Origin of the sequence: Companilactobacillus versmoldensis DSM 14857 = KCTC 3814 (genome assembly GCF_001434295.1) — a bacterium.
In the GTDB taxonomy this organism is placed as follows: domain Bacteria; phylum Bacillota; class Bacilli; order Lactobacillales; family Lactobacillaceae; genus Companilactobacillus; species Companilactobacillus versmoldensis.
Genome location: NZ_AZFA01000013.1, coordinates 25,274 through 42,523 on the forward strand (window position 1 = coordinate 25,274; position 17,250 = coordinate 42,523).

Annotated in this window: 15 protein-coding genes; 2 read left to right on the plus strand and 13 right to left on the minus strand. The window is 36.7% G+C overall.

Annotated elements, in window-relative coordinates; translation table 11 throughout:
* Positions 1-21 precede the first annotated feature (21 nt).
* From FC27_RS07620 to FC27_RS07680, 13 genes are all read right to left on the minus strand, one after another.
* The gene (locus FC27_RS07620) at positions 22-1,437 is read right to left on the minus strand and encodes an oligosaccharide flippase family protein (protein WP_010624502.1); all 1,416 of its coding nucleotides are present in this window, start codon (positions 1,435-1,437) and stop codon (positions 22-24) included.
* A gap of 6 nt (positions 1,438-1,443) precedes the next feature.
* Positions 1,444-2,562: a UDP-galactopyranose mutase gene (gene glf, locus FC27_RS07625; protein ID WP_029508170.1), complete on the minus strand. Its 1,119-nt coding sequence runs from the start codon at positions 2,560-2,562 to the stop codon at positions 1,444-1,446.
* 17 nt (positions 2,563-2,579) lie between these two features.
* The gene (locus FC27_RS07630) at positions 2,580-2,897 is read right to left on the minus strand and encodes a hypothetical protein (protein WP_010624504.1); all 318 of its coding nucleotides are present in this window, start codon (positions 2,895-2,897) and stop codon (positions 2,580-2,582) included.
* On the minus strand, positions 2,890-3,636 hold the full coding sequence (locus FC27_RS07635; protein ID WP_010624505.1) for a glycosyltransferase: 747 nt from the start codon (positions 3,634-3,636) through the stop codon (positions 2,890-2,892). The genes FC27_RS07630 and FC27_RS07635 overlap by 8 nt, the downstream gene beginning before the upstream one ends.
* A gap of 17 nt (positions 3,637-3,653) precedes the next feature.
* The gene (locus tag FC27_RS07640; protein WP_010624506.1) at positions 3,654-4,640 is read right to left on the minus strand and encodes a glycosyltransferase; all 987 of its coding nucleotides are present in this window, start codon (positions 4,638-4,640) and stop codon (positions 3,654-3,656) included.
* A 22-nt stretch (positions 4,641-4,662) separates the two neighbouring features.
* Entirely contained in the window at positions 4,663-5,616 is a 954-nt protein-coding gene (locus FC27_RS07645; protein ID WP_268869691.1) for a Stealth CR1 domain-containing protein, read from the minus strand.
* A gap of 205 nt (positions 5,617-5,821) precedes the next feature.
* Positions 5,822-6,703, minus strand: a complete 882-nt coding sequence (locus FC27_RS07650) for a glycosyltransferase (RefSeq protein WP_010624508.1) — start codon at positions 6,701-6,703, stop codon at positions 5,822-5,824.
* The gene (locus FC27_RS07655; protein ID WP_010624509.1) at positions 6,693-7,772 is read right to left on the minus strand and encodes a glycosyltransferase; all 1,080 of its coding nucleotides are present in this window, start codon (positions 7,770-7,772) and stop codon (positions 6,693-6,695) included. Before FC27_RS07655 ends, FC27_RS07650 begins: the two co-directional genes overlap by 11 nt.
* Position 7,773: 1 nt before the next feature.
* Positions 7,774-9,072, minus strand: a complete 1,299-nt coding sequence (locus FC27_RS07660) for an O-antigen ligase family protein (RefSeq protein ID WP_056938094.1) — start codon at positions 9,070-9,072, stop codon at positions 7,774-7,776.
* Entirely contained in the window at positions 9,072-9,740 is a 669-nt protein-coding gene (locus FC27_RS07665; protein WP_010624511.1) for a sugar transferase, read from the minus strand. The genes FC27_RS07660 and FC27_RS07665 overlap by 1 nt, the downstream gene beginning before the upstream one ends.
* Positions 9,741-9,763: 23 nt before the next feature.
* Complete coding sequence (locus FC27_RS11875) at positions 9,764-10,546, minus strand: tyrosine-protein phosphatase (protein ID WP_010624512.1); 783 nt, start codon at positions 10,544-10,546, stop codon at positions 9,764-9,766.
* Positions 10,543-11,277: a CpsD/CapB family tyrosine-protein kinase gene (locus FC27_RS07675; protein WP_010624513.1), complete on the minus strand. Its 735-nt coding sequence runs from the start codon at positions 11,275-11,277 to the stop codon at positions 10,543-10,545. Before FC27_RS07675 ends, FC27_RS11875 begins: the two co-directional genes overlap by 4 nt.
* 2 nt (positions 11,278-11,279) lie before the next feature.
* Positions 11,280-12,053, minus strand: coding sequence for a YveK family protein (locus tag FC27_RS07680; protein ID WP_010624514.1), 774 nt, complete (start codon positions 12,051-12,053; stop codon positions 11,280-11,282).
* Between the two features lie 782 nt (positions 12,054-12,835).
* Here FC27_RS07680 and FC27_RS07685 point away from each other — a divergent pair.
* On the plus strand, positions 12,836-14,017 hold the full coding sequence (locus tag FC27_RS07685) for an exonuclease SbcCD subunit D (RefSeq protein ID WP_010624515.1): 1,182 nt from the start codon (positions 12,836-12,838) through the stop codon (positions 14,015-14,017).
* A gap of 2 nt (positions 14,018-14,019) precedes the next feature.
* A complete protein-coding gene (locus FC27_RS07690; protein ID WP_010624516.1) occupies positions 14,020-17,184 on the plus strand; it encodes an SbcC/MukB-like Walker B domain-containing protein in 3,165 nt (1,054 codons plus the stop codon).
* Positions 17,185-17,250 lie beyond the last annotated feature (66 nt).

A 17,250-nucleotide genomic window follows, 5' to 3' on the forward strand; every position in this document is an offset into this window, starting at 1 on the left:
TTTTTCCTCTAAATATATCCTTTACCGTTTCCAAAGCAGTATCACTTGGGAAATTATTTTAGCTTTTGTCACAATCAGCAAGAGAGCATAGAACAAAACTCCAGTTGTTATTTCTATGATGATAGCAAGCCAATTATTTGCCATCAATTTATCAAGATAAAAGACCAGTCCAAACATCAAAGCCCCTGCTAATAAATATTTCATGCAGCCCTCGAACAATCTTCGATAATTGATTTGCTTATGAACAATTATCAATTGATAAATGGTAACTGCTAGTTCAGATAGTACAGTCGCCACGGCTGCGCCTTTAGCACCAAATTTAATAATCAATGGAACATTAGCAATCAAATTAACAATTGCACCCAACACCACTGATGTCGTAAAAGAACTAATCTGCTTAGTAGGCAATAAATACTGTGTTCCAATCACGTTCGTCCACGCAATTAAGACAATAACGATTGCTTCAATCATCATTACTGGGATGACACTGGTAAATTTGTCGGTAAAAAATAACGGAACAAATTTCGGTGTTATTGCTGCCAAACCAAAAGCCATCGGAACAGCTAAAGCTGTTACAAAACTGAAACTACCATATAAATAATCTTTGGTTCGATTATGATTCCCTTTAGCAAATGCGTGTGCCACTCGAGGTAACATAACTGTTCCCGTCGCCGTTACAATAGCTAAGACCATCTTTACCATCTTGTCTGACTGATCAAAGAAACCAGCAGATTCTACCGAAATAATGGCACCCAGCATCGACTTATTTAAAACTAGATAAATTTGCGTAGCAATTTGGGGAAAGAACAGCAGTAACGATGGCCACAAATGACCTAATGGCCGCAATTTTGAAAAGTTAGGTTTCCGCAAATATTTTCTCAAACTGGGGAACAAAGCTAAGTTACCTAACAAAATAGACAGCGATAAGATCAAGATGTAGGTTGTTAAATCTTGATAAGATCTGACAAAAGCAAAGATGCAAATCAAGGTCATTACTTTTACGAGCAACCCACGAAAAACTGTTACGGCAAAATTCTCCATTCCCATAAAGAACCAGGAAATATCAAATCCGACGGCGACAATAGTTAAAAATTGGGCCAGAAAGTAAATTTGATATTTATTGGTGAAGGCTAAGAATATTCCATACGCTGTGCAGGCTAGTATCACCGTCATCATCCGCATCAAAAATATTTCGTAGAATGTCTTAGTAAGCTCCTCAGGATCGTCGCGCACAAAGGCAATTTGGCGATTACCATACAGATTTACACCAATACTGCCGAATAGTACGAAATACTGCACGATTGAATTCGTATATGAATTAATGCCTACCCCAGCTGGTCCTAGGACTCGTGCCAGATAAGGTATTGTTATCAAGGGAATTATCAGAATAAAAACTTGAAAAAAAGCATTATAGAGATAATTTTTAATAACTTTCATCGTCTATTACTCGCTGAATTCCTTCTTAACTGTTTGCAATGCTGCCATAATTGTTTGGTCCATATTGTAATAACGATATTGTCCTAGACGACCGCCAAATATGACATTGGGATAGTTTGAGCGAGCTAGTTTCACGTAATCTGAATAGAGCTTTTTGTTACGAGTATCATTGATTGGATAGTAAGGATCATCCCCACGTTTGAAGGTCTTTGGATATTCACGAGTGATGACAGTCTTATTTTTATTGCCCTTACCCATTTCAAAATGTTTATGCTCAATTATCCGTGTAAATGGTGTCTCGGCATCAGTATAATTGACCACAGCATTGCCTTGATAATTGTCATGATCGAGGACTTCATTTTCAAACCGCAAACTTCGATATTCTAATTCGCCCAATTCGTAATTGAAAAATTGATCGATCATCCCTGTAAAAATTATTTTGGCATCTGACTGTAAATATTGCGCTTGGTTATCAAAGAAATCGCAGTTTACTTCAACGTCGATCAACTCGTGGTCCAACAATTTCTCAATGATTTGTGTATATCCGCCCACCGGGATTCCTTGATAAGGGTCGTTAAAATAATTATTGTCATAAGTAAATCTGACTGGCAAACGACGAATAATGAAAGAAGGTAAGTCCTTAGCTGACTTTCCCCATTGTTTCTCGGTATAACCCTTAACTAATTTTTGATAGACATCCGGACCAATCAAGGAAATTGCTTGTTCCTCAAGATTTTTGGGATTTCCTTCAAGGTCGAGAGCTTTTTTCTGCTCCTCAATCTTAGCTTTAGCTTCCTCAGGAGTGATAACACCCCAGAGTTTGTTGAAAGTATTCATATTGAATGGCAAACTGTAGATTTCGCCATTATAGTTGGCCACCGGGCAATTGACATAATTATTGAATTCAGCAAATTGATTAACATATTCCCAAATGTCGTCCATCTTAGTATGGAAAATATGAGCTCCATACTGATGAACCTGAATACCTTCAACTTCTTTGGTATATATATTGCCGCCAATATGGTCCTTCTTTTCAAGTACCTTGACGGAATGCCCTCTCTTAGCAGCTTCATGGGCAAAAACAGCACCGAATAAACCAGATCCTACGATTAAATAATTAATGATTATGTCCTCCAAAATCCTTAGACTTTAGTAATATTACGTTTTAATTGAAAAAACGTTTTTTCATATTTTTTTTGAAATTTAGAAATTACTTTTGTACTGTAATAAACCCCTAGAGAGGAATTTACTTTAAAAGGCGTCAGCAAAGTTCCTATTATTTTTGATAACGGCTTTGCATTATAAACAGAAGTTTTACTTAGTCCATCATTAACTAATTTATCAATGAGTTTTATTTTTTGACGATAACTGTAATTACTATTGCTAATATTTTCAGCTACTTGAACTAAACGACTAGCATAGTAATAATGCAAGTGACCCATACACTCTGAATCAAGCATTCCCCCAGTAATTATAAATACCTAGTATATGTATGAATTGTTCCCTTCTTTTATGAAACAAGGAATTATCAAACACTTTTGTCGTCTCAGATCCCGGCCTGGATCTTAAAAAATGATAACCAGTATCATCAGTAATACAAACTCTGGAAATATCTTTAATTACTTCCATATTAAAATGAAGATCATCCCATCCAACATTTGGAAATTCTAAATTATGTTCTTTAATATATTTACTTAAATACAATTTATTCCATGGAACAGCCATATAAGTGTTATTGAAATATTTATAAGCATTTTCTCTAAACTCGTTTTGATTTAGATATTTGGAATTTTTAGAAAGATTTTTAATCTCAAAATGCTCATCATTGATAAAGTATTCATTGGTGAACCCAGTGATTACCAGTTCGGCTGAATTAATTTCTGCCTCAATGAACATATTTTCTAACATTGTTGGCTCCATCCAATCATCAGGATCCATAAAATAAAGATATTTACCGTTTGAGGCTTTAATACCTGTGTTTCGAGCAATTGCAGCCCCTGAATTAGGTTGATGAATAACCTGAATATCAGCAAACTCCAAGGATAAAGCATCGCAAATTTCACCTGAATTGTCTGTTGAACCATCATCTACTAAAATTATTTCTAAATTTTCAACGGTTTGTTCAATTAAGCTTTCAACAGCTTTTCTCAAATATTTTTCAACATTATATACAGGTGAAATGGCTGTTATTTTGTTCATAATATTTTCCCTTTATGTTAATTTGAAACAGCTTTCTTAATATATTTACCACTTCTTAATCCGATTGCTATTTGATCAACATTACGTTTGAATTCTGAATATTTTTCTTTTGTTATTTGTTCTAGTGCCTCATCTAAATCATTCAATGAATCAATAGCTAAACCTAATTTATTTTTAATAATAAAATCTGCCATAGCCGATTGATTCCAGATTATTACTGGCAAACCTGAGCTCAAATACAAAGACACCTTATGAGGATTATTGAAACGCATATATTCTCCATAGATACCATCACAATTTGCAAGAGAATTTCCATCCCAGACTAATCCAAAACCTTTTTTCAATTGAGTGGGAACTTCTTCCGGAGTATAGACACCTTTATAATGAACATTCTCTGGAAATTCCCTATCAGTCACTGGACCCATCAAATAAATATCCGATTGGATTTTAATTTGTTTCAAAAATTTTGATTTATCCAAATTACCCGCAAAAGTTAAACTTCTTTCAAAGCATTCTTTAGATAGTTCAATCGGATTTTGGTAATCGAAAATTTCAAGGTTTTCAACTCGAATTTTAAGGCCATTCTCAACTAACCAGTCAGTCATATTTCTATTATGAGAAACTAATTTATCGAATTTATTAAAAAAAGATATTTCTTTGTTTACTGCATTCTTCTCATCTTTATTCAATCTTAGTGACTCAACGTCATGTACAACTAAAATAGATTTGATGTTCTTTCGCTTTCTCAGAAAATCTATTACATAATTCGAAAAAACTCGACTATACATCGGATATTGAAAAACAAAAATTCCATTTTTAATATTTTTTAATGCTTTGAAAACTAAAAGTTTTCCAAAAACAATTCGCTTGATTTTATTTTTAGGGATTTTAATTGCAATGGATTGAAACCCGTCTTGATTTAGAAAATAACTGACATCTCCCTTAGCTTTACTACCAGCTGAATTGGATTGCCCTTCTAAAACTTCTAATACATATTTTTTCATTTTTATTCTCTACTATTCTTTTCTAATGAGCTAATTTGGTATCCAAGGCATTAGTTAATTTTTGAATATATTTATCAATATTTGAAAGATCGTCACAATCATTAATACAAATAACTTTAGATTTCCCATTAATAATTTCTTCTTCCCAACTAGCATCTTCAAATAAATAGAAAAATCTACCAAATGGCAATTTCTGTGTCGCAAATTGACCCTTCATTAATCTCCAATAACGAATAAACCAATGACTAATTTCTGAATCTTTTCTAAATTTGTGAGAAATTGTTTCGTTCAATAATTCCGATTCATAATTCCAAACTTCTTTGAATTCTGCTTTAGTATAGGAAATTGGTAAATGAAAATCGTGAAATCCTGTAAATCTTGAATAAGGCGAAACTAATATATTATTAATTAATAATTTGTGATACTTAAAATTAAAAATTTTTGTGAATATCTTCTTTTGAACCGTTCGCTTATCAAAATGCTTATTGATTTCTGCCACGTTATTAATTCGAATCCGATCAAATTCCGATTCAGGAAAAATAGGACTAAATACTGCTGCATCAACCGGTAATCCACATTTAAAAAAGTCGTCTGGTTCAACTTTATTATTTAAAATCATGTCGTCATTGAACAACACAAAATGTTCACTCAATTTTTCTATGTGGTGGATATTTAGCTCAATTGCATTTGAATTAAAGGTTGGTAAAAACTTATCATCGATAAAGTCACTATGATCGATTAATTCTATTTTGGGATTATCAGATATCCCTTCCGGTACTTGATTATCAGTTATGATAAATATTCGATTCACCCATGAAGCGTATTTTTCGATTGATAAAAGTAAATAATTTAAGGTGCCATAATCTCTATATCTAGATTCACCACTTATATAATTTGACAATGTAGTTTTGTTATCTTCATACTTATTTTTTTTCGTTATCCACTTGCTGTCATTTCCATTCACCCAGGGGATCACAAAATCAATTTTATTTTCGATGTTATTTACTCCTTAACTGACTATTTTGAAATAGCAGTTTTAAATTTACGGTCATATTTTTCATCATAAAAATCTTCAAGAGTAGCGCTTATCCTTATTGGATTAACAAATTCTCTATTACTGGATATCAGTGATAATTTTTCTAGCAAATCACATTGGTCATTGCTCTTATATAAATATCCATTCAGTCCATTTTTAATAATCGTACTAGGTCCACTAGGACAATCAGAAGATAAACATGGGATACCATGGCTATAGCCTCAGCCAGTACCATTCCAAAGCCCTCGCTTGTTGAGGTTAATAATAATGCGTCAACTTGATTCATTTTTGCCCATGGATCTTCAACCCAGCCTTTCAGCAAAATTGAATCATTAATGCCTAATTTTTCCGCATAATCTATCAACTCATTTACTTCTCCTTGTCCATAAATATCTAGATGCCATTTAATTTCTAATTTACTAAGAGCATCTAACATTTCACGTAAATTTTTGTGGCTATCCAATTCAATACGCCCAACATACACAAATTTTTTTACCGTTGATCTCGATCTACCACTGTATTTATTACTCCTAGTAACTGGATTTCCAATTACTTTAATACGTTCTTTATTTACACCTAGTGAAATAAGTTGCTTTTTCATTTCTTGATTTATTGCTAAGTGTATATCTGCAAATTTCAAATAATTACTTTTAATATTTTTAGATTCAAAAATTGAAAAATGAATCCATGAAATAACTTGATATTTTTTTCGAAAAATCTTTTTAACTATTGATGCAATCAATGTCTGACCAGGTCCAGTTGAAAGAATTTTTTCTACTTTAGTTTGACGATAAAATTTGATAGATTTAATTAATTTTACAATCGATGAATCATCACAAATCAACTCAACATCATTCAAATTATCTTTATTTTTAATCCATACAGAACTCGATACTTTGCCTGTCAAAAGAAGATCGAATTTAAATTTGTCCCCAATCATACTACTATCTAAAATATGAGAGATAACCGTCTCTGTACCACCTTTACCTGTTAAATTAGGGGCAACAATTAACACTTTATTTTTCATATAACTCACTGATTTCTCCGACTATCGAAGTTATTTCATATTCTTTAGTAGTCCAATTATTAACGCTGTCTATTGAATTTCGTTTCAATTTTTTTATTTTCTCTATCCAAATTTCAAAATTTATTCTTTCTATAGATAAAAATTCTATGTTATCTGTCAATTTCACTGTTCTAGGCAACGCTGTTGATACCAAGCATGGTAATCCGTTAGCTTGTGCTTCTATTGCAACTATTCCAAACGATTCATGAATAGAAGGCAGCAAGAATATATCAGATGCAGAATAATATTTTTCTATGTCTTGGATCGATCCTAAAAAAATCACCTTATCCATTAATGAATAATCATTTACCAGTTGCTGTATTTCTTTTTCTAGTTCGCCAGTCCCAATCAAAATCAACTTAAAATCGAGTAATTTAGTCTTCATTTCATTACATAATTCAATAAGAAAATCATGATTTTTGTTCTTACTGAACGCCGCAACGTGAACTAAAAGTTTTGTATCATCGGAAATATTTAATTTCTTACGAATTAATTTCCTATCAGCTTCGTTGAACTCAAATTTTTTTGTATTAATTCCATTTTTAATCACTTTAAATTTTTTTTGATCTGTGAAAAGAAATTTACCTGCTTTATCACTTGATGCAAGGGCTATATCAATATTTCTATTAACATAGTTTTTAAAAAATTTATGAATATATGGATGATTAGTTGTGACGCCATGAGCATGGAGAATTACTTTTGCATTTGATCTACTTAATTGAATAGCAAGCAATTCTATAGATACAGTGCTGCTATTGGTGTGAATATGAATTACATCATAATGGTTCTTTTTTATAATTTTTCGAATCGAAGAAAAATATTTTATCGGAAATTTTTTCCGATTACTAAACATAAAAACTTTGTCCTCATGATCTTCAATATATTTTTTAAAATCCGGCTCCATGTACTCATTAGATATAAAGTCAAATTTCTTATTAGATCTATCCATGCATTGGTAATAGTTCATTACTACTGTAGACATTCCGTTTCTATTGAAAATATTGGTATTAATAATTAAAATCTTTTTCATATTAATTTCCCCCATTTTTTGGATTAATAAAATTACTCCACATCCAACCAATTAAAAATATAAATAAATACAAGTTTTGAACTAGCGATATGGAAATTATCATTACCAACCCGACTGATACACCCCAGAACATATTCTTTCTACGAATAGATATAAGAAAATTTATCATAACAGGACAAATCAAAAATATAATTGTGAAAATTAAACCCCCACCTGCCAAAATTTTCATAAATCCCGAACTGAAACCAACATTCCCAACATGGCCTAAATAAGGCCATCTTGCAGGATTCATATTGGATATCAATGGTCCATCGTTAAACAGACCAATACCAAACAAAGGATGTTGCATCCACGTAATATAGCCTGCATTAAAGTCATCCATTCTAACGGAGACTGAACCATCGCTTTGCAATATTTTTAAAATTACAACTGTAACTAGTAATATAAATCCTGATACTAATAAAGTCACTGTAATGGGCACTAGCATATTTCGATATTTAGATCTAATCATTAATTCACTTAATCTTATAAAGAGAACTAGTAAAACAACCAAAGTTCCAGTTGTCGATGCAGTTGTTATAATGGTTATCATCAACAAAATCGTAAAACAATTCATCTTCTTTTCTACAAATGAATGTACCAACAAAGCGATGGAAAGAACGAACGAATACATTGGCGCTTCTGCAAACATCCCAGTATTTCGAATAGCTTCAAATCCTAAAAAAGTAATTGGCTCTTGTGATTGAGCGTATAAGTGTAAATAAACTGGAACTGGATGAATTGATCCCCAGCTTATAAAAATTGATGAAGTTGGCTGAATGATCTTTAACACCGAACAAACTAACCACATAATCAGCGATACTCCAGCGTAAACAGTCACAAGCTTTCTAAAAATGACTAATAAATAATTATTCATTTCGACACTTTGTAAATATTTACTCCAGAGAATAAATACAATCAATAATACAAAGTATGTATAGAAAGTATTAAATTCAAATTTGCCTCCATTTAGCACAGTTCCTATGTACATAGCAGCACAAGAACAAATCAAGAAAAAGATTAGGACAATTTCTGGAAGAATATTCTGTTGATTAACAAAATACAGTGACATTGTCATTATTAATGATATCGACGCTAACACGATAGATATCAAATAAATATACCTTTTAATGTTGGTATCATATGAAACAAATAAAATACTATTGCTTTGAATAAAAAATAATACTGCCCAAAATAGGGAAATTATTTTACCCGTTCTTTTAAAAAAATACATATTATATTTCGATTCACTTGCTATCATCAGTACGCTCCATTTGGCTTGATGAAAACAAATATCGTCCGATATAGCAGATAACAATCAAACCAGAGGGAGCATTTTTCGATATATTTAAGATCGAGCGCAACCATTTCTTTAAAGCCAACGCTATTTCGGCCACTAATTTGCCATAAGCCTGTACAACCTGGCTTAACGAATAATCTTTGGTGATCATAATCGTTGTATTGTTCTACTTCATTTGGTAGAGGTGGTCTGGGACCCACTAAACTCATATCACCAAGAAAAACATTAATTAACTGTGGCAGCTCATCAATACTATGCTTCCGAATGAAAGCTCCCACTTTAGTAACGCGAGGATCGTTTTTCATTTTGAACATCGCACCTGAAACTTCATTAGAATCCATCAATTTAGCTAGTTTCTTATCAGCATCGATCTGCATCGAACGAAACTTTAGCATCTTAAAAGGTTGCTGGCGCTTACCCAATCTAATTTGAGAATAATAGATAGGTCCCCCTTTAGATTCAAGTTTAATTGCGGAAGCAACGACCAGAAAAACTGGCAGCAAGGCAATTAATCCCAACAAGCTGAATACAATATCAAAAATCCTTTTCATTCCCCGGTACATATATCGACTATTCTCATAACAAACCTTACTTTGAACAAAGGTTACCTGTTCTTCATGTACTTCCATATCAACGGCTACTTTCTGTTAATTTAAAATATCCAAAACTTCTTCTTATTAGTCTTAAATTCGTGTGAAGGATGATATTCCACAAATTCAACCTCATCTCCATTAAGAATATTTTTAGCATTTCGATTAAATCGTTGTGCCGTCTCAGAATTTTTGTCAGATAGTTTTTCAAAGGCCTCTTTCATTGCAAATTTTCGCCCCTTAAAATTGTGGGCGTCGGACGCAAAAATCGTCCCTAAATTTGCGGCAATAATTTTCTCGGTAAATTTCTCAACTTCTTTCCCAAATACTCCTAGATAGCTGCCAGCAGTCAATTGCGTCAAACAACCCTGTTCGACCAACTTGTATAGCTTGGTCGGATCCTTTTGAAACGCCCGATTGCGCTCAGGATGAGCAATCACCGGCATGATGCCACGCGACTGCAAATCAAAAATCACTTTCGCCGTGTATTCCGGAAAATCGTTATGCGGCAGTTCCAGCAATAAATAACGCTGAGATTCATCCATAAAGATCACATCGTCTACATCAATTTTCTGCAGCAAGTCTCCATTTAGGTGCACCTCTTGGCCGGGAAAAACAGTCAGTGGTATGCCTTTTTCGTGCAGGCTTTCTTGAAATTTCTGCGTTTTATTGACGATATCCTGTTTGTGGTTCACATATGATTTATCCAGATGATGCGGAGTCAGTAAGATGTGCGTGATATCTTGGTCAACCGCTGCCTGACCTAATTGCAAAGCATCTTTTAAACTGCTAGCGCCATCGTCGACTTCCGGCAAAATGTGGCAGTGCAAGTCGATCAGATTCATTGCTCGATACCGTAGTAGCCCCCATAGTAATTCGAGGACTTATCAATTTCTGCTTGATTGACGATGGCGCCTAAAATATTAGCGTGGACCGTATCTAAAAGCTTTTTGGCATGAGCCACAGAATGTTTTTCAGCAACGCCTTGCGGAGTAACTAAAATAGTTCCATCGATTTTAGTAGCCAAAACTTGTGCATCCGTGACTGAATTTACAGGTGGAGCATCAAACATCAGCAAGTCAAAGCGATTTTGTAATTCTTCCATCAAGTTGCCAATCCTTTTGCTAGCCAGGATTTCCGAAGGATTGGGCGGAATCGGGCCACTGGTGATGACGTAGAGATTTGGCACTTTGGTCTCTTTAACGATCTCGTCCAAATTCGCGCTACCGAGCAGATAGTTGGATAAACCTGATTGATTACTCTGATTGAAAGTCTTGTGAATGGTCGGCTTTCGCAGGTCGGCATCGATCAAAATGACTTTTTCGTCTTGCTTGGCCCAGCTGACGGCCAAATTTGCACTGACCGTCGATTTACCTTCTGAAGGTGCTGCCGAAGTGAAAAGGATCGAGTGCAGTTTGGTATCGACTGATGAAAACTGAATGTTGGTCCTAATAGTATTGAACTGTTCAGATATGACATTTGTCGGGTCGTCATGAGCTAATAAACTGACCCCATAATTCATCGAATAGCTTTCTTTTTGTTTCTTCTTATTTTTCTTTGAAAAAAGTTTCAGCATCATTAGACCCTCCTGACTTTTCCGCTGGATAATCTATTATTTTTGACAAGTTCTTTTTTTCGCATAGCCATTTTATCGATTACTTTTTGATCGATTTTATTGATTATCCCAAGACTAGTCAGTTTCAACTCATCAGTAATGAAACGTTCGTCGCGAATGGTCCGATCAGTCAATTCGAGAATAAAGGCAATCGCTACACCTAGCATTAGGCCTAAAATGACTCCTGCCAGTATATTCAGCTTTTTGCGTGGGCTGATTGGATCGGGTTCAGCGGTCGCTTTTGACACAATCGAGACGTTATTGATGCTAATGATCTTGCCAATTTTCTTTTTAAAAACTTTAGCCGTCAAATTAGCCGTGGCTGCCGCCGTTTTCGGGTCGCCTGCCTTAGCAGAGACCGAGAAGACCTGAGAATTTTGCGAACTATTAATAGAAATAGATTTTTTCAAACTCTTCATCGATCCATGATAAGCAGGGTAATGCTTAATCTCTCGATTAACATCTCGCAAAACAGTTGGACTAGTGATGATATCTTTATAGGTATTAATCATCTGCACGTCTGCTTGGGACTGTTGGAACTGAGCTCCCTGCATCTGTGAAGGCAGTTTACGATTAACCAAAATTTCAGTGGTCGAACTGTATTTAGGAGTCATAAAGAGAAAAGTCACCGCGGTTGCTAAGGCACCAACAACTAGTGCCGTCCCCAAAATCACCTTGATATATTTACGTAGTATGGAAAAGATTTGAACCATACTAATGGTTTGTTCCGGATTCACGTCATCCCTCCGACATAAGATAATATTTTGCATGCCCCTAATGTTTAGAGTTTCACATGATTTGCTAATAATAACCGCTCACCCCAGCCGCTGTCCATTCGGGTTTGATATAGTTGTTTATAAGTGAAAATAGCTATTTTATTAACTTAATCAGCCCCCAAATAAATGATATAGACCAATCATTTAAATTAAAACATTGCGTTACGTAACGCTGGTTAATAGCTGATTTAAGTGAAATTTATTAAAAAAGCCCAATCCTATCGGATTGGGCAACACAGCTGATATAAAATTTTACTTAGTCAATTATTCCGCCTGCTATGATTATTTTAATTTGCAATAATTCCGGCGTGTCTTTTCTCTTCATATATGTTGTTTGCAACTTTCTTTAGATAAACTTCACAAATTTTAATTGTATTTACTGCCATGATTATTCGTCTTTTGCTAGCAAATCCTTTAAAAACCACTTCTCAACAGATAACTTATCGGAAACTGGGATTCATTCCCTTGGCTAGACCGTTATCATATTCAATGAAATGGGAGGTATGATTATGATCACAACAGACACAAAAACAACCTACTATGCTGAAGCCGAGATTGCCGAAAATGGCAATTGGCTATGGAAGACAGCTAGCACTGACAATAAATAAATCCTATCGCATCAAAAGAGCTGAGATCTCAATGACCTCAGCTTTTTTGATGGCTTCATTCTTAACGTTTAACCCAGATGAGTGTAAACTCTAAATCATGGTTCAACTACTCAAATCAAGAGACGGAGGTCACGCATGAAACTCTTACACACTGCCGACTGGCATATCGGTCGGACTCTCAATGGCTATTCCTTACTGGACGAACAAAAGCAAGCCTTTGAGCAATTATTGCAAATCGCTAAAGACGAGCAGGTCGATGGCATCGTCATCGCTGGCGATATATACGATCGCGCCATCCCTAGCACCAACGCCGTTACCACTCTCGACAAGATGCTCCAAGAAATAAATTTGGACGACAAATTACCTATTTATGCCATCTCTGGAAATCACGACGGGGCCAAGCGCCTCAATTTTGGACGCCAATGGATGAAACAGACCGACTTTCATCTCAACACGTTATTGCAAGAAGCCTTCACGCCAATCGAGACCGAAGACCTGCAGATATTCATGCTGCCATTCTTCGATCCAATGGATGCCCGAGTCTACTATCAGCAACAAGGCATGGATGAAGACGACGTCAAAAACATTCATACCATTTCTCAAGCAATGGAGCTCGTCCTAAACGATATTTATCAACTGTTCGACCCGAATAAGAAGCACTTGCTGATCAGTCATTTTGCGGTTTCCCCTAGTGCAGACGAAGAAATTGAATTGACCTCAGAGACGACTTCGAAAGTTGGTGGATTGCAAACTTTAACCGCCGACCAATTCAGTCAGTTTGACTACGTTATGTTAGGCCACATCCACACTCGTTTTGCTTCGCCGAATGAACATGTTCGCTACTCAGGTAGCCCGGTCAAATTCAACGTCAAGGAAGCCCGTCTAAAAAATCAGGGCAAGGGTGTCGATATCGTCGATTTTTCTGGCGATGAGATCACGACGGAATTCAAGGAGATAACTCCTAAGACTGACCTGATTGTTTTGGAGGAAGACTGGGCAACTTTGACTGACCCGAATTTTTATCAAACCCAACCGACCCATTCGGACTGGTTCGCCATCACGGTCAAGGACTTCGACCGCAGCAAGCACATCAACGTCCGGGCAAAATTGCAGGAAATCTACGGGACAGTGGTCGAGCTCGATTATGAAAACTTGGTCCAAGTCGCCAATGCACCAGCTAACGCGGCCAACTTGAGCGAACTGAGTCCAGACAATATCGTCGACCAATTCTTCAAGTCGATCACCGGCAAAGACTTGTCACACGATCAAAAAGAACTCGTCGATAACATCTTTGTCGACCTAGGAAAAGAGGATTAATTTTGAAACCAGTTTATTTAGAAATGAAATATTTCGGTCCCCACGAGGATTCCATCATCGACTTCCGTCAGCTTGAAGAAGCTCCGATTTTCCTGATCGGCGGCGACACTGGAGCCGGAAAGTCGACCATCTTCGATGCGATGACCTTCGCCCTCTTCGGCAGCACCACCGGCGACCGCAGTCCTAAAGAATTGCGCAGCCAGTTCGCACCAGCCGATGAGAAAACGGAAGTAATCTTTTACTTCGAACAAGGTAGTCAACTTTACCGGATCGTTAGGACTCCTGAACAGTATTTGACCAAAAAACGCGGCACAGGTTTAGCACGTAAATTGGCCCAAGCTAAACTGGCTATCGTTGACCAAGTCGGCGGCATGGAAATTTCTAGCATTGCTTCCAAACCGCTCGACGTCGGTAACGAGATCAACGAGATCCTCAATCTGTCGGCCGACCAATTCAAAAAGATCATCCTCTTGCCACAAAATGATTTCTCGGAATTCTTGAAGTCGAAAACCGACCAAAAAGAAGCTATCCTCAAGAAAATTTTTGGCACCCAATTGTTCTCAGATTTTACTTCTGAGCTGAAAACAAAATACGATGAAGCCAAAAAACACAGCGAAAACTTCGAAACTAAGCTATCCATGCAATTGGAATCATCGGTCTGGTCTGACGAAGAAAAACAAGCTCTAAGCGAACAAGTCGATGAACGAAAAGTAGTCTTGCTGAAACAATTCGTCGAACAACGTCAGACTAAATTGGCTGAGTCGACAGCTGAGCAGAATAAGATAAATCAAGCAGTCAAAGCTGCTAATCAAGACTTCCAGGCTGCTCAAAAACTAAACAATAAGTTCTCCGATTTGAACAAATTCAAAACTGCTTATCAACAAGAGATCGTCGACCAAGCGGATGAATTTGCACAACAGAAATTGCATTTGGCTGAATTGCAATGGGCCAAACCCTTGCAAGATCCCGTCCGCGACCAGCAGAACAAGCAAGTTGAGTACGACCAAAACTTAGCTAATCAAACAACGCTGACTAAAAACGTGACTGACTCTAAAGCCAAGTACCAAGCTGATCAAGAAAAAGTTGCTCAATTAACTGCAAAAAAAGACGACTTCGACAGCAAGAGCCAGCGTATCAAGGTTTTGAACAGCTTGATCCCGCAAGTAGCTGCAATTGAAGAATTGCAACGGAAAATCGCTGACTCTGAACCAAAATTGCAGACTTTGCAGGATAGCTATAATGAAAAGAACCAAACCGTTAAATCTTTGGCTGAACAAATCGAGTCCTTGAAAAAGGACCTAGTTTCAGTCGACGACTTACAACAACAGCGCAACGACTTGACCAAACAGAAAGAAACTTTCGTCGATAGCTTAACTCCTTTGGACAATCAATTAACTACTGCCAATAAGGAAGTCAAACAATCAGAAACCCAGGTTTCCGACTTGAAAAGCAAATTAACGATGGCTGAAACTCAACTAAAGGATGCTCAAGCCGAATATGACCATCAAAAATCCCGTCGTCAAGATTTAATGATCGCTCAATTGCAAAAAGAACTAGTCGACGGCGAACCTTGCGTGGTCTGCGGTTCGACCGACCACTCTAACATGGTGCATACGATCGAAGCTGATGAATCTGAATTAAAAGAAGCCATGGAGCAAGTCGACAAATCGCAAAACAACCTAGCCTCAGTCAAAAACAGCGTGGAAACGATCCAAAAAGATCTAAAAACTGCTACAGCTGAATGGACTAACAAACAAAGTCAGCAAGCTGACATTCAACAAACATTAACTAACAAATATCAGACTCTAACTAACGATTCTAAGTTAGCCTTCTCTACTGACTTTTCTCTCTCAGAAGTGAAATCCGTCTTCGACCAAAAGATCAGTTCAGTCGATAATGAATTGGAACAAGCTAATTTGGTCAATAACCAGATCAAGGACTTAGAGACTAAACAGCAGACAGCTAATAACGAAGTCAATCAGATCAATCTCCAACTGACTTCGCAAAAATCAGCCATTACTAGCAATAAGACGGAATTAGACCAAAAATCTAAAGACGTCGATCTAACAAAATCTTCCAACGATTTGTCTAGCGAACGAACCGACTTAGAGCAACAAGTCGAGCAATATCAAAATACTGTCCAGTCAGCTCAAAAAGCTTTGCAGGACAGCAATCTGGCTTACTCCAATAATCAAACGAAACTGACCGATATCAAGCAGCGTCTGCAAACTCAAAAGACTCAACTCGACAGTTTAAAGGAACAGCTAAGCCAAGCATTGCAAGCTTCAGAAGCTAAAACTAACGATATGGATGTCCTGAAAAATTGGATCAGTGAGATCAATACCGACAAATTGTCCAAGCTTCAAGTTGCCATTGCTAATTACCAGCATGAACAAGCTCGCTTGAAAAAAGAGATCGAACAACTGGAGACTGAACTAAAGGATGCTCAAAAGCCAGAATTATCAGTTTTGCAAACTAAGCTCGATCAACTCGATCAGCAAAAAGAAACTATCATCAGTCAAACGACTTACGCTAAAAAAGTCCTGGATGACGCTCAGGAAAGCTTGCAACAAGTTGAAAGTATCCTCAAGAATCAGGGACAATTTGCTAAAAAGCTCGGCGAGGTCACCAGCTTGTATAATATCGTTACCGGTAAAGATGGCAACGACAACAAGCTTAAATTGGAAACTTACGTCGTTCAAAATTATCTCCAGCGCGTGCTGAATTATGCGAACGAACATTTTATCAATTTATTGTCCAACAATCGCTATACTTTCGAGCTTTCCAGCGAGGCTAGCGACCGACGGACTGACCACGGGCTCGATATCAACGTTTTCGACAACGAGACTGGCGATTCGCGTTCGTCCGACACTCTATCTGGTGGCGAAACGTTCATTGCTGCCCTGTCGATTGCTCTATCGCTGAGCGAAGTCGTTCAGTCCAGCTCGAATGGCGTCCAAATCGATGCCCTGTTTGTCGACGAAGGCTTTGGTTCGCTCGATCACGAGACGCTCAACAAGGCGATGACGGCTCTTGAAACTATCGGCGAAAACCGGATGGTCGGCGTCATCAGCCATATCGAATCGATTACCAACGACATCGGCCAGCAAGTCTATATCAAGAAACTCGGCGACGGTCGCAGCACGGTCAAAATGATTAGCAAGTAAATAATTTCTATAAAAAAGTAAATTATGAATCTTAGATTCCAGTTGGTAAAATGAAAGCAAAAAACG

Bases quoted from the DNA above. Each gene is read 5' to 3' on its own strand.
- FC27_RS07620 (WP_010624502.1), bottom strand. From the start codon at position 1,437: ATGAAAGTTATTAAAAATTATCTCTATAATGCTTTTTTTCAAGTTTTT.
- FC27_RS07630 (WP_010624504.1), bottom strand. From the start codon at position 2,897: ATGCTTGATTCAGAGTGTATGGGTCACTTGCATTATTACTATGCTAGT.
- FC27_RS07635 (WP_010624505.1), bottom strand. From the start codon at position 3,636: ATGAACAAAATAACAGCCATTTCACCTGTATATAATGTTGAAAAATAT.
- FC27_RS07640 (WP_010624506.1), bottom strand. From the start codon at position 4,640: ATGAAAAAATATGTATTAGAAGTTTTAGAAGGGCAATCCAATTCAGCT.
- FC27_RS07650 (WP_010624508.1), bottom strand. From the start codon at position 6,703: ATGAAAAATAAAGTGTTAATTGTTGCCCCTAATTTAACAGGTAAAGGT.
- FC27_RS07655 (WP_010624509.1), bottom strand. From the start codon at position 7,772: ATGAAAAAGATTTTAATTATTAATACCAATATTTTCAATAGAAACGGA.
- FC27_RS07660 (WP_056938094.1), bottom strand. From the start codon at position 9,072: ATGATAGCAAGTGAATCGAAATATAATATGTATTTTTTTAAAAGAACG.
- FC27_RS07665 (WP_010624511.1), bottom strand. From the start codon at position 9,740: ATGGAAGTACATGAAGAACAGGTAACCTTTGTTCAAAGTAAGGTTTGT.
- FC27_RS11875 (WP_010624512.1), bottom strand. From the start codon at position 10,546: ATGAATCTGATCGACTTGCACTGCCACATTTTGCCGGAAGTCGACGAT.
- FC27_RS07675 (WP_010624513.1), bottom strand. From the start codon at position 11,277: ATGCTGAAACTTTTTTCAAAGAAAAATAAGAAGAAACAAAAAGAAAGC.
- FC27_RS07685 (WP_010624515.1), top strand. From the start codon at position 12,836: ATGAAACTCTTACACACTGCCGACTGGCATATCGGTCGGACTCTCAAT.